The organism is Salinisphaera sp. S4-8 (assembly GCF_040361235.1).
In the GTDB taxonomy this organism is placed as follows: domain Bacteria; phylum Pseudomonadota; class Gammaproteobacteria; order Nevskiales; family Salinisphaeraceae; genus Salinisphaera.
Genome location: NZ_APNF01000003.1, coordinates 120,976 through 139,495, shown reverse-complemented (window position 1 = coordinate 139,495; position 18,520 = coordinate 120,976). Strand labels below are relative to the sequence as shown.

The 18,520-nt window shown below is 62.8% G+C and carries 17 protein-coding genes and 1 tRNA gene; 11 read left to right on the top strand and 7 right to left on the bottom strand.

Annotated elements, in window-relative coordinates; genetic code table 11:
• Positions 1-30: 30 nt before the first annotated feature.
• The 4 genes from S4A8_RS05725 to glnK all read right to left on the bottom strand — a co-directional run bounded on the left by S4A8_RS05725 (position 31) and on the right by glnK (position 3,618).
• The gene (locus tag S4A8_RS05725) at positions 31-369 is read right to left on the bottom strand and encodes a P-II family nitrogen regulator (RefSeq protein WP_353179060.1); all 339 of its coding nucleotides are present in this window, start codon (positions 367-369) and stop codon (positions 31-33) included.
• 54 nt (positions 370-423) lie between these two features.
• Positions 424-1,725 carry an ammonium transporter gene (locus S4A8_RS05720; protein ID WP_353219403.1) on the bottom strand — a complete coding sequence of 434 codons (1,302 nt, stop codon included), beginning with the start codon at positions 1,723-1,725 and terminating at the stop codon, positions 424-426.
• Between the two features lie 222 nt (positions 1,726-1,947).
• Positions 1,948-3,234, bottom strand: coding sequence for an ammonium transporter AmtB (locus S4A8_RS05715; RefSeq protein ID WP_353219402.1), 1,287 nt, complete (start codon positions 3,232-3,234; stop codon positions 1,948-1,950).
• A 45-nt stretch (positions 3,235-3,279) separates the two neighbouring features.
• Positions 3,280-3,618: a P-II family nitrogen regulator gene (gene glnK / locus S4A8_RS05710; RefSeq protein WP_353179055.1), complete on the bottom strand. Its 339-nt coding sequence runs from the start codon at positions 3,616-3,618 to the stop codon at positions 3,280-3,282.
• 266 nt (positions 3,619-3,884) lie between these two features.
• Here glnK and S4A8_RS05705 point away from each other — a divergent pair, with 266 nt between their 5' ends.
• The 4 genes from S4A8_RS05705 to S4A8_RS05690 all read left to right on the top strand — a co-directional run bounded on the left by S4A8_RS05705 (position 3,885) and on the right by S4A8_RS05690 (position 8,952).
• Positions 3,885-4,136: an accessory factor UbiK family protein gene (locus tag S4A8_RS05705; protein ID WP_353179054.1), complete on the top strand. Its 252-nt coding sequence runs from the start codon at positions 3,885-3,887 to the stop codon at positions 4,134-4,136.
• A 10-nt stretch (positions 4,137-4,146) separates the two neighbouring features.
• Positions 4,147-5,664 (top strand): YifB family Mg chelatase-like AAA ATPase, encoded by a 1,518-nt coding sequence (locus S4A8_RS05700; RefSeq protein ID WP_353219401.1) that lies wholly within the window; start codon positions 4,147-4,149, stop codon positions 5,662-5,664.
• Positions 5,665-6,096: 432 nt separating this feature from the next.
• The gene (locus tag S4A8_RS05695; RefSeq protein WP_353179049.1) at positions 6,097-6,834 is read left to right on the top strand and encodes a TorF family putative porin; all 738 of its coding nucleotides are present in this window, start codon (positions 6,097-6,099) and stop codon (positions 6,832-6,834) included.
• Positions 6,835-6,948: 114 nt separating this feature from the next.
• Positions 6,949-8,952, top strand: coding sequence for a UvrD-helicase domain-containing protein (locus S4A8_RS05690; protein WP_353219400.1), 2,004 nt, complete (start codon positions 6,949-6,951; stop codon positions 8,950-8,952).
• Between the two features lie 163 nt (positions 8,953-9,115).
• Here the strand turns inward: S4A8_RS05690 and S4A8_RS05685 are convergent, their stop codons facing one another.
• A complete protein-coding gene (locus S4A8_RS05685) occupies positions 9,116-9,583 on the bottom strand; it encodes a nuclear transport factor 2 family protein (protein ID WP_353219399.1) in 468 nt (155 codons plus the stop codon).
• On the opposite strand from S4A8_RS05685, the gene S4A8_RS05680 reads away from it, so the two are divergent.
• Positions 9,582-10,250, top strand: coding sequence for a TetR/AcrR family transcriptional regulator (locus tag S4A8_RS05680; RefSeq protein WP_353219398.1), 669 nt, complete (start codon positions 9,582-9,584; stop codon positions 10,248-10,250). The genes S4A8_RS05685 and S4A8_RS05680 overlap by 2 nt on opposite strands.
• A 49-nt stretch (positions 10,251-10,299) precedes the next feature.
• Here S4A8_RS05680 and S4A8_RS05675 read toward each other — a convergent pair whose 3' ends face one another.
• Positions 10,300-10,791: a c-type cytochrome gene (locus S4A8_RS05675; protein WP_353179041.1), complete on the bottom strand. Its 492-nt coding sequence runs from the start codon at positions 10,789-10,791 to the stop codon at positions 10,300-10,302.
• A 136-nt stretch (positions 10,792-10,927) separates the two neighbouring features.
• Here S4A8_RS05675 and S4A8_RS05670 point away from each other — a divergent pair.
• The 3 genes from S4A8_RS05670 to S4A8_RS05660 all read left to right on the top strand — a co-directional run bounded on the left by S4A8_RS05670 (position 10,928) and on the right by S4A8_RS05660 (position 13,315).
• A tRNA-Arg gene (locus S4A8_RS05670) sits at positions 10,928-11,004 on the top strand.
• A 548-nt stretch (positions 11,005-11,552) separates the two neighbouring features.
• Complete coding sequence (locus S4A8_RS05665) at positions 11,553-12,350, top strand: helix-turn-helix transcriptional regulator (RefSeq protein WP_353219397.1); 798 nt, start codon at positions 11,553-11,555, stop codon at positions 12,348-12,350.
• Between the two features lie 476 nt (positions 12,351-12,826).
• Entirely contained in the window at positions 12,827-13,315 is a 489-nt protein-coding gene (locus tag S4A8_RS05660) for an energy transducer TonB family protein (RefSeq protein WP_353179038.1), read from the top strand.
• Positions 13,316-13,531: 216 nt separating this feature from the next.
• On the opposite strand, the gene S4A8_RS05655 is transcribed toward S4A8_RS05660, so the two are convergent.
• The gene (locus S4A8_RS05655; RefSeq protein ID WP_353219396.1) at positions 13,532-14,395 is read right to left on the bottom strand and encodes a crotonase/enoyl-CoA hydratase family protein; all 864 of its coding nucleotides are present in this window, start codon (positions 14,393-14,395) and stop codon (positions 13,532-13,534) included.
• A 394-nt stretch (positions 14,396-14,789) separates the two neighbouring features.
• Here S4A8_RS05655 and S4A8_RS05650 point away from each other — a divergent pair, with 394 nt between their 5' ends.
• From S4A8_RS05650 to S4A8_RS05640, 3 genes are all read left to right on the top strand, one after another.
• Positions 14,790-15,692, top strand: coding sequence for an acyl-CoA thioesterase (locus tag S4A8_RS05650; RefSeq protein WP_353219395.1), 903 nt, complete (start codon positions 14,790-14,792; stop codon positions 15,690-15,692).
• Between the two features lie 415 nt (positions 15,693-16,107).
• Complete coding sequence (locus S4A8_RS05645; protein ID WP_353179034.1) at positions 16,108-17,595, top strand: SulP family inorganic anion transporter; 1,488 nt, start codon at positions 16,108-16,110, stop codon at positions 17,593-17,595.
• Positions 17,596-17,621: 26 nt separating this feature from the next.
• Positions 17,622-18,479: a universal stress protein gene (locus tag S4A8_RS05640; protein WP_353219394.1), complete on the top strand. Its 858-nt coding sequence runs from the start codon at positions 17,622-17,624 to the stop codon at positions 18,477-18,479.
• The last annotated feature ends 41 nt before the right edge of the window (positions 18,480-18,520 follow it).

Genomic DNA, 18,520 nt, shown 5'->3' with positions numbered 1-18,520 from the left:
CGCTCTGATCCGGTTGGGCGCGTACGCTGTCTAGATCGCGTCGCGGTCGGTTTCGCCGGTGCGGATACGCACCACCTGGTCAAGGTTGTGCACGAAGATCTTGCCATCGCCGATCTGGCCGGTCTTGGCCGCTTCGATGATTGCGTCCACCACCGCTTCCACGCGGTCGTCGGCGACCGCGACTTCGAGTTTGACCTTGGGCAGGAAATCGACCGCGTATTCGGCGCCGCGATAGAGTTCGGTGTGGCCTTTCTGGCGACCGAAACCCTTGACCTCGGTCATGGTGGTGCCGTGTACGCCCACCTCGGCGAGTGCTTCACGGACATCGTCGAGACGAAAGGGTTTGATGACGGCGGTAACCATTTTCATGGTTGGAAACTCCTCATTTTTGATGCCAGCGAGTCTAACAGCTGCCGCGGATCGTTACAGATCGTAACCGCGCTCTTCGTGCTCGAGAATATCCAGGCCGACCTGTTCGTCCTCGACACCCACGCGCAATCCCATGGTCGCTTCCAGCACCTTGAGAATGGCCCAGGTGAGTACGCCGGTATAGATGAATACGGCCGCCACGCCCAGAGCCTGGATACCGACCTGGCTGGCAATGCCGTCGATACCCTCGGCAAAACCCTGGCCCGAAAACGGGCCGAGATCGGTCGAGGCGAATATGCCGGCCAGCAGCGTACCGATGATGCCGCCCACGCCGTGGACCGGAAATACGTCCAGCGAATCGTCGATACGCAGGCTGCGCTCGACCCAGAGCGTCGCCGCGAAACAGACCACCCCGGCGAGTATGCCGATCACGATCGCGCCGCCCGGGCCGACATAGCCCGAGGCCGGGGTGATCGTGCCCAGGCCGGCCACCATGCCGGTGACGATACCCAGCACGCTCGGCTTGCCAAAGCGGATCCATTCCGCCGCCATCCAGGTCAGACAGCCGGCCGCCGCCGACAGATGCGTGACCAGCATGGCCATGCCCGCCTGGCCGTTGGCGGCCAGCGCGCTGCCGCCATTGAAGCCGAACCAGCCGACCCACAGCATGCCGGCGCCGGAAACCGTCATGGTCAGGTTGTGCGGGGCCATCGCGGTTTTCTGAAAGCCGTGGCGCGGGCCCACGACAATGGCCGCGACCAGCGCGGCGACACCCGCGGTGACGTGCACGACCGTGCCGCCGGCGAAATCGAGCAGACCGAGCTGGCCCAGCCAGCCGCCGCCCCAGACCCAGTGCGTGACGGGCACATAGACCAGCAACAGCCAGGCCGCGGTGAATACCAGCAGGGTGGCAAAGCGAAAACGCTCGGCAAAGCCACCGATGATCAGCGCCGGCGTGATCACCGCGAACGTCATCTGGAACAGCGCGAACACGGGCTCGGGAATCGTGCCGGCCACGCTGGTCACGCTCACACCCGCGAAAAAGAGCTTGTCGAGCCCGCCGATGAAGGCATTGCCCTCGGAAAAGGCCAGGCTATAGCCGCAGACGACCCAGATCAGTGATGCCAGGGCACAGATGGCAAAACACTGCATGAGTACCGACAGCACATTGCGTACCCGCACCAGCCCGCCATAGAACAACGCCAGCCCCGGCAGCGTCATGAACAGCACCAGCGCGGTCGTGGTCATCACCCAGGCGGTATCGGCACCATCGATTACCGGGGCGGCCGCGGCCGGCAGGCTGGAAAGGAGTAATACGGCAAACGCCAGGACAGCGCGTGTTTTGGTCGGCAGCATGAGGTTTCGCGGCGGTTTGAGACAAACGCCGGGAAGTATAGCGAAGCGATATACCCGTTCGTCTATCGGGCCAGGACTGCTTCGCGGCCGATCGCCGGTAACGGCTGTTTTTTTATCGATGGGCGTCGCCTGTTCGGGCGGTACGCTATTTATTGCAGACAAAAAAAGAGGCCCCGTTGCCGGGGCCTCGTCGATGCGCAATCGCTCGCGAGCGCTTGCGATTTAGGACATCGAGCGACGGCTGCCGCCGGAGGTGAACTCCGGATAGGCTTCCATGCCGCATTCGCCCAGATCCACGCCCTCGACTTCCTCTTCTTCGGAGACGCGGATACCGACCGTGAACTTCAGAATCGCCCAGACGATCAGGCTGGTGGCGAACACCCAGACGAAGATGGTGAGCGCGCCGATTGCCTGACCGGAGAAGCTCACTTCAGGGTTGGTGATCGGCACGACCATCAGGCCGAGCAGGCCGCAGACACCATGCACGGAGATCGCACCCACCGGATCGTCGATCTTGATCTTGTCGAAGAACACGATCGAGAACACCACCAGAATACCGCCAGCGGCACCGAAGAGCGTGGCCACGAGCGGGCTCGGCGTGGAGGGCTCGGCGGTAATCACCACCAGGCCGGCCAGTGCGCCGTTGAGCGCCATGGTCAGGTCACCCTTGCCGAACATGGCACGGGCCAGCAGCAGGGCGGCGACCAGACCGCCGGCAGCGGCCGTGTTGGTGTTGAGGAACACCATGGCCACCGAGTTGGCATTGGCAATATCGCCGAGCTTGAGCACGGAGCCGCCGTTGAAACCGAACCAGCCCATCCAGAGGATCAGCGTACCCAGCGCGGCCAGCGGCAGGTTGGCACCCGGAATGGCGCCAATGGTGCCGTCCGCGCGGAACTTGCCTTTACGCGGGCCGAGCAGCAGTACGCCAGCCAGGGCTGCCGAGGCGCCGGCCATATGCACGATGCCCGAGCCGGCGAAGTCGGAGAAGCCGAGGTCGCCGAGGGTGTACATGCCGAACACGGAATCGCCGTTCCAGGTCCAGGAGCCTTCCATCGGATAGATGAAACCGGTCATGACCACGGCGAAGGTGAGGAACGCCCACAGCTTCATGCGTTCGGCGACCGCGCCGGATACGACCGACATGGCGGTGGCCACGAACACGACCTGGAAGAAGAAGTCCGAGGCGCCGGCATAGACCGAATCGCCATCGAAGCCGTTCTCGGCCGAGGCCGCGAGGGCTTTCTGTACCAGGTCGTCGCCGCCGGCGATACCGTTCAAGAACAGGCTGCCGTCGTACATGATCATGTAGCCGCAGATCATGTACATGATGCAGGAGATCGAATAGAGCGCGATGTTCTTGGTCAGGATTTCGGTCGTGTTCTTGGCACGAACCAGGCCGCCCTCCAGCATGGAGAAGCCGGCGGCCATCCACATGACCAGTGCCCCGCAAATCAAGAAGTAAAAGGTATCGATTGCGTACTGCAATTCGAAGATATTATTTTCCATGGCGTGGGATTTCCCTCGAAATTTAAGGCGTTACGCGGGCGCGGCTTAAAGCGCGTCCTTGCCCGTCTCGCCGGTGCGGATACGGATGGCCTGTTCCAGCTCGGTGACGAAGATTTTGCCGTCGCCGATCTTGCCGGTATGGGCCGCCTTGGAGATCGCTTCCACGGCTGCTTCGAGTTCGGATTCTTCGATCGCGACTTCGATCTTCACCTTGGGTAGAAAATCGACCACGTATTCGGCACCGCGGTAGAGTTCCGTGTGGCCTTTCTGACGTCCGAAACCCTTGACCTCGGTTACGGTGATGCCTTGCACACCGACCTCGGAAAGCGCTTCGCGGACCTCATCGAGCTTGAACGGCTTGATTACGGCTGCGATTAATTTCATATGACCTGCTCCTGTCATGCGGTATCGCACGCTCCGTTGCCTCGCATTCAAGCAGTCGGGACGTGCAAGCGAGAGATTGCGATCCGGTCTAAGCACTCACCGTGCCAAGGCATGAAAAACAGCAGGTTATGCGCGAATCGAGGCGGGCGGGATAGGTCGGGAATCGGGCGCTCTGCGCGTTGCACCAATAAAGTGCAACGCGCTTTTGCGTAGCGCGTGGCTTCGCGTCATGCTGTGGTTTTAATCCTCGAGGTTGACCCGTAGCTATGCGCTCTATCGAAGATATCGCCACCCGTCTGGCCCAGGCGTTGCCGCCCCAGGTCGCGCCGCTGCGCGACGAGTTGCATGCCAATTTCCGTACCATCCTGCAGGGCCAGCTCGCCCGGCTGGATCTGGTGCCGCGCGAGGAGTTCGAAGCGGCCCGCGAGATGCTTGCGCATACGCGCCGCAAGCTCGATGCGCTGGAAGCCCAGGTGGCGGCCCTCGAAGCCGAACGCGACACGGCCGGCTCGCAATAACCGGATTGGCGTGACGCTGGCAACGGTACATAGCCGCGCACAGACCGGCCTCGAGGCACCGCCGGTCACGGTAGAGGTGGATCTGGCCGGTGGCCTGCCGGCGCTGGCGATCGTCGGTCTGCCGGAAACCGAGGTCAAGGAAAGCAAGGACCGCGTACGCGCGGCCATCGTCAACAGCGGCTATGAGTTTCCGACCCGGCGTATCACGGTCAATCTCGCGCCGGCGGATCTGCCCAAGGAAGGCGGACGTTTCGATCTGGCGATCGCCCTGGGGATTCTGGCGGCCTCCGGCCAGATCCCGGGCGAATCCGTGGCCGGTTACGAATTTCTGGGCGAGTTGTCTTTGTCCGGCACGCTGCGCGGCGTTCGCGGCGCATTGCCCGCCGCGCTGGCAGCGGGCAATGCCGAGCGTACCCTGGTCACTCCCGAAGACAATGGTCCCGAGGCCGCGCTCGCCGCGCCCGAGGGCGTATTTGCCGCCGCGCATCTGGCCGATGTGGCGGCGAGTCTGGCTGGCGACGAGGCGTTGTGGCATCGACCCCAGCCCGCGACCGGGCATCAAGCATCCGCGCATGAAGACATTGCCGACGTACGGGGCCAGCAACAGGCCAAGCGTGCGCTCGAAATCGCCGCGGCGGGCGGGCATTCGCTATTGCTGATCGGCCCGCCGGGCGCGGGCAAAACCATGCTCGCCTGTCGATTGCCCGGTCTGTTACCGCCGATGACGCACGCGCAGGCCATGCAAAGCGCCGCGGTGGCCTCGATCTCACCCGGCGGGTTTTCGCCCGACAACTGGGGGCGGCGTCCGTTTCGCGCGCCGCACCATACCGCCTCGGGCGTGGCGCTGGTGGGCGGCGGCTCGGCGCCGCGTCCGGGCGAAATCACCCTGGCGCATAACGGCGTACTGTTTCTTGATGAGCTGCCCGAATTCGATCGCCGCGTGTTGGAAGTACTGCGCGAGCCGCTCGAATCCGGGCATATCGTCATATCGCGGGCGGCGCGGCAGGCTGAATTTCCGGCCGCGTTTCAATTGATTGCGGCGATGAACCCCTGTCCCTGCGGCTATCTGGGGGAAGCCTCGGGCCGTTGTCATTGCACCCCGGAACGTATCGAGCGCTACCGGGACCGGATTTCCGGGCCGCTACTCGATCGTATCGACATGCATCTGAATGTGGCGCCGGTGGCCCGCGACGTGCTCATGGGTGGTGCAGACACGCCGCCGCAGGAAAACAGCGCAACGGTACGCCAACGCGTGATCGCGGCGCGGGAACGCGCGGTGGCCCGTGGACAGGGCGCCAATGCCAGCCTGGCGCCCGCGGCGATCGATACCCATTGCCTGCTCGAAAACAGTGCGCGCGCCATTTTGGAGCAGGCGATTGCGCGGTTGGGTCTGTCGGCACGGGCGTATCATCGTATTCTTCGCGTCGCGCGTACGATCGCCGATCTGGCCGACGCCGATACCATTCAGTCTGCGCACGTGGCCGAGGCGATCGGCTTTCGTCAGCTCGATCGAAAACCCTCGGCATGAACCGGCTCGTCTATCGAAGATGAGCGAAGGCTAGCTGGGCCGGCCGGCGTTCAACACGCACTCCGAAGCCTTTGAAAACAGCTGATAAGCTCGGCCATTTCAACCTGGGCGGTTGGGGCGCGCCGCTGCTGCAGGCGTTGCTGACACGCGTATTCGACAAGCTGACTTGTCAAAAAAGGGCGTGGCCGGGTTTGTGGTCGGGCTTATCAATGCTTGTTTACGCAATCTGATTCGGCCGGCGGCGCCTGACGGTAACGCGCATGCGCGCGTAGGCGCCGTTTGTGGCGCATGTCTTTATTTTGTCATCTTGCCGAGTATTAACCCGTTGCTTTGGCACGTCTCGTGCATCGAGTGATTTCATCCCGCTCAAGGCCCAGGCCGCGGCTGGGGTTTCTCGCTACGAGATATATTGCAAAGGGAGCAAAAACCGAGATGAAAAAACAACTTCTAATCGGCTGCGCGGCAGCGGTCGTTACCGTGTCCAGCGCCAGCGCGATTGCCGCCGAAGCCAGTGCCAACGTCGCTTACACCACCGACTACCGCTATCGCGGCGTGTCCCAGACCGATCGCGATTTCGCCATTCAGGGCGGTTTCGATTACGCGCTGGACAGCGGCCTGTACATGGGCACCTGGGCGTCGAACGTCGACAACTTCAACCCCAGCCCGGTGACCGGCGATAACGGTGCCCAGGCCGAAATCGATTTCTATGCCGGCTACGGGCTGGCGCTGAGTGACCACTGGGCGCTCGATTTCAACGTGCTCTATTACTACTACCCGGGCGCGAGCACGGCCGGCGACAACAACGAAATCGACTTCTGGGAATACACGCCCGGTATCGCCTATAGCGACGACAACATGACGGCGGCGCTGTCGGTGTCCTATAGCGACGATTTCTACAACGAATCGGGCGATGCCTTCTACTACAACACCAGCTTCGAATTCCCGCTGGAAGAGTGGCTGACCCTGGGCGTGCATGCCGGCTATCAGACCGTCGACGACAACGAGCTGTACTTCGAGGACTATGCGGATTGGTCGATCTCGCTGGCTACCACGCAGTTCGGCCTTGACTGGTCGGTGGCTTATGTCGATACCGATCTGGACGATACCGCCTGCGGCGGCGCCAATATCTGCGGCGCGACCGCGGTGGGCACGATCAGCAAATCGTTCTAAACGATCGCTGTATCCACGGCACGAAGCCGGCCCTCGGGCCGGCTTTTTTTGTGGTCTGTCGGTGGGGTCGATCGCGACCGATCGCCACGATCGACCTGCTAGACTCTCGCGGCCATGGCGATGCCGAAACTCAATCCACAGCAAGACGCGGCGGTCCGTTATCTCGACGGGCCGTTGCTGGTGCTGGCCGGCGCCGGCTCGGGCAAGACCGGTGTGATCACGCGCAAGATCGCGCACCTGATCTCGCGCGGTTATGCGGGCGACCGTATCGCGGCGGTGACCTTCACCAACAAGGCCGCGCGCGAGATGAAGCAGCGCGCCTCGAAGCTCATCGACAACGACGCCGCGCGTGGGCTGACCGTAAGTACCTTTCACAGCCTCGGCCTGCAGATGATTCGTACCGAGCATGCCGCGCTCGGCTACAAGCCGCGGTTTTCCATCTTCGACGCCGAAGACGCCGACAAGCTGCTGGCCGATCTCATCGGCAAGGACGCCGAGCTGCGCAAGACCGCGCGCTTTACCATCAGCGCCTGGAAATCTGCGCTGATGGACCCGGACGCCGCGGCGGCGAGCGCGGCCGGCTCGGAACAGGCAATCGCACGGGCCTATGCGGAGTATCAGCGCCGCCTCAAGGCCTATAACGCGGTGGATTTCGACGACCTGCTCAGCCTGCCGGTGCAGCTGCTGCGCGAAGACGCCGCCGCGCGCGAACGCTGGCAGAACCGGTTTCGTTACCTGCTCGTCGACGAATATCAGGACACCAACGCCGCCCAGTACGAACTGATGCGCCTGCTCGCCGGGGTGCGGGCGGCGTTTACCGTGGTCGGCGACGACGACCAGTCGATCTATGCCTGGCGCGGCGCGCGGCCGGGCAATATCGCCGATCTGTCGCGCGACTTCCCGCATCTCAAGGTCATCAAGCTCGAACAGAACTATCGCTCGGTGGGCAATGTGCTGTCGGCGGCGAATACGCTGATTTCGTCCAACGCCCGTGTCTACGAAAAGAATCTGTGGAGCGCCATGGGCCCGGGCGATCGTATTCGCGTGCTGGCCTGTGCCGACGAGGCGGGCGAGGCCGATCGCGTGGCCAGCGAAATCTCCTCGCATCGGCTGCGTACCGGCAACGCCTTCGGCGACTATGCCGTGCTCTATCGCGGCAATTTCCAGTCGCGCGCGTTCGAAAAAGCCATGCGTGAACGCCAGATTCCCTATCGCGTCTCGGGCGGGCGTTCGTTTTTCGAGCGCAGCGAGATTCGCGACCTGGCCGCCTATCTCAAACTGCTGGTCAACCCGGATGACGACGCGGCGTTTCTACGCGTGGTCAATCTGCCGCGGCGCGAAATCGGCCCCGCCACGCTGGAAGCGCTGGCCCGCTATGCCGGTAGCCGACACCTGAGTCTGTTCGATGCCGCACGCGGCGTGGGGCTGGCTGGCGGCGTGGGTGATCGCGCCGGCCGGCGGCTGGCCGAATTCGTCGACTGGGCGAAAGGTCTGGCCCGTGACGGTGAATCCACGCCGGCCAAGGAACTGGTGGTCCAGTTGATTGCCGATATCGACTATCGTGAATGGCTACGCGATACCGCGGCCAATACCCGGGCGGCGCGCAAGCGCCTGGAGAACGTCGACGAGTTTCTTGCCTGGCTTGGCCATATGGAAGAAAACAGCGACGGCACGCCGCGCGGGTTGGATGAAGTCGTACGTCGGCTGAGTCTCATGGACTTTGCCAATCAAAGCGAAAAAGACATCGAAAACCAGGTGCACCTGCTCACGCTGCATGCCGCCAAGGGCCTGGAGTTCGATCATGTCTTTCTCGTGGGCATGGAAGAAGGGCTGCTGCCGCACCATGCCTGTATGGACGAAGACAAGATCGAGGAAGAACGACGCCTGCTCTATGTTGGTATCACCCGTGCGCGCAAGACATTGTCGTTGAGTTATGCACGCCAGCGCCGGCGCGGCGGCGAGAATACCGACAGCACCCCCAGCCGGTTTCTGGAAGAACTGCCCAAGGACGAAATCGACTGGCCCCAGGCGAAAAAACGCGACCCCAAGGCCGAAGCCGAGCACGGGCGCAGCCAGCTCGCCGCGCTCAAGGCGATGCTGAGCGAAAGCGCGGACTGAACAACGCGCCCGGCCAGGCACAAAGCTCGAAGTGCCGCGCCTGGGCGCTTCGAGATATCTGTCTTTTGCCTTATTCGCGTTTCTTCGCGTTCATTTGCGGACAAGATGCGCGCCTGCCGCCGCCGGCTGAGGCCTACGTAATCGGACGGGCTTTTGTGAGCGTTCAAAGACCCAGTTCGGTGAGCCCCGGGTGATCGTCCGGTCGACGCCCCTGCGGCCATGAGAACAGGCGTTGATCCGGTTGGATCGGACAATCGTTGATACTGGCAAGCCGGGTATGCATCAGCCCCGCGGCGTCGAACTGCCAGTTTTCGTTGCCGTAGGCGCGATACCACTGGCCCGTGTCGTCGCGATATTCATAGGCAAAGCGCACCGCGATGCGCGCTGCGCCATAGGCCCAGAGTTCCTTGATCAGACGATATTCCAGTTCGCGATTCCATTTGCGCTGGAGAAAGGCATGAATCGCCTCGCGCCCGGCCAGAAACTCCACACGGTTACGCCAGCGACTGTCCGGTGTATAGGCCTGCACGACGCGATCCGGGTCGCGGCTGTTCCAGGCGTCTTCGGCGGCCCGTACTTTCTGGCGTGCGGACGTTTCATCGAAAGGCGGCAGGGGTGGCTTGGTGGTCATGCATGCGCTCCAATGGATGTGGACAGAGTTGTCTACTTCGGTGAGTCTGGCCCATGTAGACCGACCTGTCTACAATACGCCCATGCATGAGATATCGATCGACCCCGAAGCGCCGGCGCGCGAACGCATTCTGCAGGCCGCCCAGCGGCTGTTTTATCGCGACGGTATTCGGGCCACGGGCACGAATGCGCTTATCGACGAAGCGGGCGTCACCAAGGTCACCTTCTATCGTCACTTCGCCAGCAAGGACGCGCTGGTCGAGGCCTTTCTGGATGCCCGGCATGCGTACTGGCTGGATTGGTTCGAACAGGCGCTCGACCGCCACGGCGCGACCCCGGCAGCGATCGCGCCCGCGCTCGCCGAATGGCTCGCCGATCCGGATTTTCGCGGCTGTGCCTTTCTCAACAGCGTCGGCGAATATGGTCGGGCGCTGGCGAGCGTGAAGCGCGTGGCGCGCATGCACAAACAGCAGATGATCGCGGCCGTGACGAACTGTCTGGATAAAAAGGATGCGGCCACCCAGCCAAAAGCGCGCCAGATCGCGCTGGCGATCGATGGCGCGATCATGCGTGTGCAAAGCGGGGAACCGGCGTCAGGCGTCGTGGCCGATCTCGACGCGCTGGTTCAATGCGTGGCCGGTACGTTCCCCGCGCTCAGTCAGGCATAAAAAAGCCGCCCCTGGGGCGGCTTTTACGAGCGCAGAATGCGGCGATTGTCTAGGTCGCGCCGGCTTCGCTGAGGATGTGATCCACGGCCTTGTGCATTTCCTCTTCGGACAGGTCCGGGTTGCCGCCCTTGGCCGGCATGCCCTTGTAGCCGTTGATCGCGCGCGAATAGAGTGTGTCCTTGCCCTGTTCGTCGAGGCGTTTCGTCCATTCCGCCGTATCGGAAACCTTGGGTGCGCCCGCAACGCCCGAAGCATGACAGGCCGCGCAAACGTTGGCATAGACTTCTTCGCCCGACATCGGCTCGCCGCTGTCTTCGCCGGAAGAGGCGGCCATGGAGGTGGCGTTCGGGTCGGTATTGACCGCATAGACCGGTTCGGTCCGGCTTTTCACGCGCTCAAGCTGTTCAGGGCGCATTTCGCCGCTGTCGCTCGCGCTGGTGATTAGTCGAGCGCCGACAATGGCCACGATCGTAATCAAAAACAGCGCCCCGAGTACGATCGTGAAAGCGCGAAAGAATGTCTGGTCGGAATTAGCGGTCATGGCAAACTTTGTTTTGCGTGAACGAACGGAGCGCGAAATTGCGCGCAGTATAACGGATTTTTCGCGTTACACGGATACGTGCCTGATCGCAGGATAGACGCAGCGCCAGCGTGTGCGTATCCTTTGCGGCGCCGATGCGCCCGTAGCTCAGTTGGATAGAGTGTCGGCCTCCGAAGCCGAAGGTCGCAGGTTCGAATCCTGCCGGGCGCACCATATAAAAATGCCGGCCGCAGCGCCGGTATTTTTATATGGTTCATCGATAAGTTCGAACCTGCGACAGACAAACAATACTGGTTCGACGGGCTCGCATAGCGAGCCCGAACCGTCGCGGTACGCGACGGGCCCGAAGGGTGAGGCGCGCAAGCGCCGAATAATCCTGCCGGGCGCACCATATAAAAATGCCGGCCGCAGCGCCGGTATTTTTATATGGTTCATCGATAAGTTCGAACCTGCGACAGACAAACAATACGTGTTCGACGCGCTCGTGCAGCGATTCCGAACCGTCGCGCAAGCGACGCGGCCTGAAGCGCCGCATCATCCTTCCAAGCGCAGGCCACAAAATGCCGCCCGTGAGGCCGGTATTTTCAGCGCAGCCATCCTGCGATGCCTCGAGAGGATTGAGAGGTTTGAGACTGACGCGCGACCTGTCGCGTTTGTAATCATCCAGGGCTCAACGCGGGACCGCGCGCCGGATCGCCGGGCTCATTGCATGAGAACGGCGAAGCGCACGGATTTTCCTCTATCGATACACGAGGGGATCGATGATCTGGAATGATCTACATATTCCGCCGTCGATAAGCGACCGTATCCACGAGTTATGGGACGAGCTGGCCGCGATCCCGGCCTCGCAGCCGGAAGAGCGGTTGCAGCATCTGTTCGATACGGTGGGTGCGCTGATCGGATCACGGCACGGGTTCTGGCTGTCGTCGTCGCGGATGCATGAGCCGTCGGCGGATGATCCGCTACTGGGTTGGCGTGCCCGCTCGATACATTTCTACGGCGAGCTGGCGTCGGATCAGACGGCCTACCGGCAATCGGTCAAGTGCTTCGATGCGGGGCGGATTGACGAGAGCACGCGTAATCACGTCCACCAGGCGGGACGCTTTCGAGCGTCGCTGCTTGCGGATCATGTGTCGGCGGCCTTCTTTAACGGTCGCCACTACGACAAGCACTATCGAGCACGGGGAATAGTGGATCGGCTGTTCGTGGTCTTGCCCGTCAGTGAAGACGTCGAGAGCTTTTTCATATTCGACCGGCTCGACGGTGAGCCGGATTTCGATCATGAGGCCTTGGCCGTCGCAAGCTATGCACTGAGAAGCCTGTCCTGGTTCACGCGTCAATTGCATCTGAGCTACGGCCAGCTCGTCGCGAAAACCCCGCTCACGCCGACCGAACGTCGCGTGTTGCGCCGATTGCTATCCGGCCGGGCCGAAAAGGCGATTGCCCACGATATCGATCAAAGCCCGCATACGACACATAACTACTTCACCAATATCTTTCGCAAGTTCAATGTGCGTAGTCGTGCCGAACTCATGGCGTTGTGGCTGGGACACGGCTAGGGAAGCTCTGCATAACCTGTCACGGTCGCGCCGGTGTGCTTTGCGCGTGGCTGGCAGGCAGCGGTGGGCGTAGCGTGCGGGTTGCACGGTGCGTTATGCCTCGACGCCGACCAGGCGCGCGCAAAGCCGGCGGCCCCTGCGGGGTTCGGCCTCACAGACGCCGCGGCCGCGTTGCCAGGCTTGACCTGCCCCTCGTTGATTTCCTGGGGCAGGCGCTGCGCTTGGACGCCTTGCCGCACCGTCTGTGAGGACTCGAACGCGATCCGCGAGAGGTTATGCAGAGCTTCCCCAGCGGCTGTTTGTATCGCGACATCGACATGTCGGCCAGTCGGGTAGGCGGTATCCGCACGTATAAGCCCGTCATCGATTCCGCAGTGCGGCGCATGTGTCTGAAATCTGGTAGAAGGGCCACCGGAATACATCGCGAGGGCGTCCGCCCTCGGATGTTTTGCGCACAGGTCGTGGAACCGAACGATATGCGATACCGGACACAAACATGGCTGTTGGCGTTGGTGCTGATCAGTACGCAGGCCCTGGCCGGCCCGGGCCGCGGCGAGCCGGCGCAACAAGATAAGGCGAACGTGCGCGCTGCCGACCCGGGCACACCGTCAGACGCTGCGGCGGCTGACGAGCAGACCGAGCGCGAACGTTACTACCAAACGCTGTACGCCCATCTGCGCCAATCTCCCCTGCGCTATCCGCCGACGGCCGCTGAAGAGCGGGTGGAAGGTACGGCGCGAGTGCGCCTGGAGGTCGCTGGCGATGGCCATATCGCGGCCGGGCTGGCGCAAAGCAGTGGCGATTCGCGTCTGGATGCCGCTGCGTTGGCGGCGATGCAGTTGGCCAGCCCCGCGCCCGCCTGGAGCGACGATCCCACTGACTCGTTGACCGTAGTCGTGCCGCTTATGTTTCGGTTGAACGCGCCCACCCCGCAAGCAGCCGAGACCGCGCCCGGCGGGCACTGAGCACACCTTGGACGCCTGCATCATCGATACGCGGACTGTTTATCAGCCCGGCCCAGAAATAGATGGCCTTTGGGGCAATAGCGCGAGCATGTGGCGACATGCTCGCTGCGGCCAGTGGCTTACAAGTGATTGATAAATAAACGACATACAGGCGCCAGCGTTTATATTTTCATGGCATTGAAAACAGCGGGCCGAGGTTGGCTGTCTGGGGCCGGATTAATCGTCGAACGGCGGCTCATGCTGCCAATCGAAGAAATCGGGCATATCGGTGGATACACGGTTGGGGAAACGGGCAGGGCGTTTTTCCAGAAACGACGACACGCCTTCCTTGGCATCCTCGGAGCGCCCACGCGCGCGAATCGCCTGGCTGTCGATACGGTGTGCATCCATCGGATGGCCTTGCGCGTGCATGCGCCAAAGCAGTTGCCGGGTCATGGCAATGGATACCGGCGCGCTTTCGTCGGTGAGCTCGTGGGCCAGTGCCACCGCGGCGTCGTAGAGCGCCTCGGGCGCGTGCAGCGAGCGCACCAGCCCGCGCTCGTGGGCCTCGCTGGCCGGAAAGACCCGGCCGGAATAGCACCACTCCAGCGCCGTGGACATACCCACGGTGCGGGTGAGAAACCATGAGGATGCGGCCTCCAGGGTGATGCCGCGCCGCGCGAACACGAAGCCGAACTTGGCATTGTCGGCCGCGATACGGATATCCATGGGCAGCTGCATGGTCGCGCCGATGCCCACGGCCGCGCCGTTGATCGCGCCGATGACCGGCTTGAGGCTGCGATAGATCCGCAGGGTCACCTGACCGCCGCCGTCGCGCCGGTGGTCTTCGCCCTGGCGTTTGTCGTAGTCGAAGGTGTCGCCGCCCTTGGCCAGGTCGGCGCCGGCACAAAAGGCACGGCCGCGCCCGGTGACGATGACGGCACGTACGTCGTCGTTGGCGTCGGTGTGATCGAAGGCCGCGATCATCTCGTCCTTCATCTGCGGGGTGAAGGCATTCATGCGATCGGGGCGGTCCAGCCACAGCGTGGCGATACCGTCGTCTATTTCCAGCGAGATGGTCGAGAATTGCGGCGTGGTCATGTCGTTTTCCTTATTGCTTGGCCGTTGCGAGTCTAGCGAAGATGGCCACCGGCGAGCAGGGCCTTTATCCCGCTGCCGGGAAACGTGGCGTAATACGCTTGCTGCGATCGCAGCCATACCGCCGTGCGCGGATGAACTGGCCGAGCGCTTGGTCCCGACCCGCGCCGAATTCAAAAGCCAGGTCGCGCGCAAGTGGCCCTGCATGGGCGGCGTGGGTGATACAGCCGCATGACCGACGCACGCACACGATTGAGCCGGCATCGCGGCGCCGCGACGGGCGCGCCATGAAATGCCGCCCCGGTGCGGGGCATAATCGCGATCGCGCCGTGGACCGGCTGTTCGTCGTTCGACGACGGTCCGTGGGCGTATCGATACCCGTTGCAAGGACATGACCGTGAAGATGCCCGCCTGGCAGACCGAGCCCGAACACTACGATTTGCGCCATACCGTGGCGCTGCAGTATGCGCACCTGGATACCATCCGCCATGCCAACAACGTGGCCGTGCACGGACTGCATGTCGAAGCGCGGATCCGCTACCAGCTGGGCGTGCTCGGCCAGGCGCATCTGTTTTCCGATCGCGTGCTGTTGCGCCCGCGCCGCACGATCACCCATTTCCTGCGGGAAACGCACTATCCCCACGATGTGACCTGCAGCGCGCGCCTGATCGCGGTTACGGATCAGACCTATCGGCTGGTCACCGCGCTGTTTCAGCGGGGCGAATGCGTGGGCGTACAGGACTGCCTGATGGGCGCCTGGCATGACGATCGCTGGGTGGACCTGCCTGAGGATGTGCACGCGGCCCTCGCGCACAATCTCGCGGCCGAGGATGTACCCGTCAGCGACTGGCCGCCGAACCCGCCCGCGCAGGTGCCAATGACCGGCTACCCGGCCCACAGCGAGATATCCGGGCGCTATGCCGATCTCGACCCGGACGCGGTCATCGGCGAACTCGCGCTGTCGCGTTATATCGAACAGTCGCGCGCCGGTACGCTACGTCCGATTCGCAACGACCCCGCCCTGGGCATGCTGGTTGCCAGTGTCGATCTGAGCTATCACCGCTGGCACCATGGGCGTTCGGATGTACAGGTGGTTTGTGGTGTCGACCGGATCGGCAACAGTTCTTTTGCCCTGGCCGGCGCCGCTGTGGTCGGGCCCGCGCGGCTGGTCACCGCTCGTACCACCATGGTGCTCGTCGATGGTCACACCCGAAAGCCAACGCCGATCGACGACGCCTTGCGTGCGTCGATGAAGCCGTTGTTCATCAGCGACGGTGGATCGACCAGCTCGCCGATGTAGACAACGCCGGCGATCGGGCCGGCCTTTACTGGCATGCGATCCATTTCAAGGTCGACGCCCGCAGCTACGGGGCTTTGATGTCAGATCGCCGCCGCGTCATCTGCAAGTAATACCGGCAAGCGATACTGTGTCGAGCGCGACGCGGCGCGCGCCGTCGCTTATGTTCTGTTAGTATGCGCGCGCTCGACCGGCCTGCCTGACACCCGATGGTGTAACACGGCGGCCCGAAACCGAACCGAGCGCAGCCGCGCCCGTCGCGTTCGCGACCGCCATGCCGTGATTTATACGGTTTCTGGCCCGGCGCTTGCTCCGTGAACCGAATAACCCAGCGTCCGTGACAACAGGCGCTATTGCTACGTGTGCCGTGCGCCCCGGGGCCGCGGCACGACGTATCGTCCAGCAGGCACGACAACCGATGATCCAATCGATACGACAGACCTGGTTTTCCAATATCCGCGCCGATGTGCTCGCCGGTACCGTGGTCGCACTGGCGTTGATTCCGGAAGCGATCGCGTTTTCCATCATTGCCGGCGTGGATCCGAAAGTCGGGCTCTATGCCTCCTTCTGTATCTGTGTGGTCATTGCCTTTGCGGGTGGGCGCCCGGGCATGATTTCGGCCGCCACGGGCGCGATGGCGCTGCTGATGACTACGCTGGTCGCCGAGCACGGCCTGCAATATCTGCTCGCCGCCACGCTGCTGACCGGCGTGTTGCAGATTGTGGCCGGCGTTTTGCGGCTGGGTGAGTTGATGCGGTTCGTGTCACGATCGGTGGTCACCGGCTTCGTCAATGCGCTGGCCATTCTCATCTTCATGGCGCAGCTGCCGGAACTCACCGGCGTGACCTGGCATGTCTATGCCATGACCGCGGCCGGGCTGGGCATCATCTATCTGTTTCCCTATGTGCCGGTGATCGGGCGCATGCTGCCGTCGCCGCTGATCTGCATTCTGGTGCTCACCGGGGTCTATATGACCAGCGGCATGAGCATCAACACCGTGGGCGATATGGGCGAACTGCCGGATACGCTGCCGGTGTTTCTGTGGCCCGACGTACCGCTGACCATGGACACGTTCTGGATCATCCTGCCGTATTCGATCATGCTCACCGTGGTTGGTTTGATGGAGTCGATGATGACGGCCACGATCGTCGACGATCTCACCGATACCAACAGCGACAAGAACCGCGAATGCCGCGGCCAGGGCATCGCCAACGTCGGCGCCGGCCTGCTGGGCGGCATGGCCGGCTGCGGCATGATTGGCCAGTCGGTCATCAACATCAAATCCGGCGGGCGCACGCGTTTGTCGACCCTGTGTGCCGGTGTGGTGCTGCTGATCATGGTGGTCTTTCTGTCCGACTGGGTGTCGCGTATTCCCATGGCCGCACTGGTGGCGGTGATGATCATGGTGTCCATCGGCACCTTCAGCTGGGAGTCGCTGCGCGATATGCGCAAGCACCCGCTGAGTACGAATATCGTGATGGTGACGGTCGTTGCCGTGGTGGTGGCCACGCATAACCTGGCCATCGGCGTGTTCGTCGGCGTGCTGTTGTCGTCGCTGTTCTTTGCCAACAAGGTGGGGCGGCTGCTCTATATCGGCAGTCGCGAAACCGACGATGGGCGCGGTCGTGAATATGAAGTGGTGGGCCAGGTGTTTTTCACCTCGGCCGAGAAATTCGTGGCCGGCTTCGACTTCAAGGAAGCGCTCGATCATGTACGTATCGATCTGCGGCGTGCGCATTTCTGGGATATCACCGCAGTGGGCGCGCTCGACAAGGTGGTGCTCAAATTCCGCCGTGAAGGCGCCGAAGTGGATGTGGTGGGGCTCAACGAAGCCAGCGCCACGCTGGTCGATCGCATCGCCGTGCACGACAAGCCCGACGCTGAGAAACTGCTCGGCGGTCATTAGAAACGACAAGTAATCGAGGAGATTTCATGAGCGAGCGCCACGTCACCGCCTGTATCGATGGCTCGGCTTATTCGCAGGCCGTCTGCGATGCCGCAGCCTGGGCGAGCCTGCGCCTGGAGATCGGGCTGACCTTCGTGCACGTCATCGACAAGACCGGCCGCGCGGCCGAGTCCGATGTAAGTGGTCAGATCGGCCTGGGTTCGCGCGAGCATCTGCTGTCCGAGCTGGCGCAACTCGACGAGCAACGCGCCCGTCTGGAGCGCGAGCAGGGCCGGATCATGCTCGAGGCCGCCTGCGAACGGGCCGCGGCCGACGGCGTGGCCGATGCCGCTTCGCGTCAGCGCCACGGCGCGCTAGCCGAAACCCTGGTGGAACTGGAAGGCGCCACGCGCCTGCTGGTGCTGGGCAAGCGCGGCGAAACCGCGGATACGGCGCACGAACATCTGGGCTCGAATCTCGAACGGGTGATTCGTGCACTGCATTGCCCGATGCTGATCACGCCGCCCGAGTTCAAAACCCCCGAGCGGATCGTCGTCGCCTTCGACGGCAGCCGCACGTCTAAGGCGATGATCGAGCGTATCGCGGCCAGCCCGCTGTTCGCGGGCGTGGTCTGTCATCTGGTCTATGTAGGCGATGCCAGCGACGAATGCCGCAAGAAGCTCGACGATGCCAAGGCCGCTCTCGACGGTATCTGTTCCGAGGTCGTCATTGCGATTCTCGACGGCGAGGTCGAGGCCAGCCTGCGTGCCTACGAACAGGCCAACGCTATCGACATGCTGGTCATGGGCGCCTATGGCCACTCGCGTATCCGTCATCTGCTGGTCGGCAGTACCACCACGGAGATGATCCGGCGCGCGACGCTGCCGGTGCTGATTCTGCGCTAGTGGGCGTTATTCGCAGACAAGAAAAAGGGGCGATGTATCGC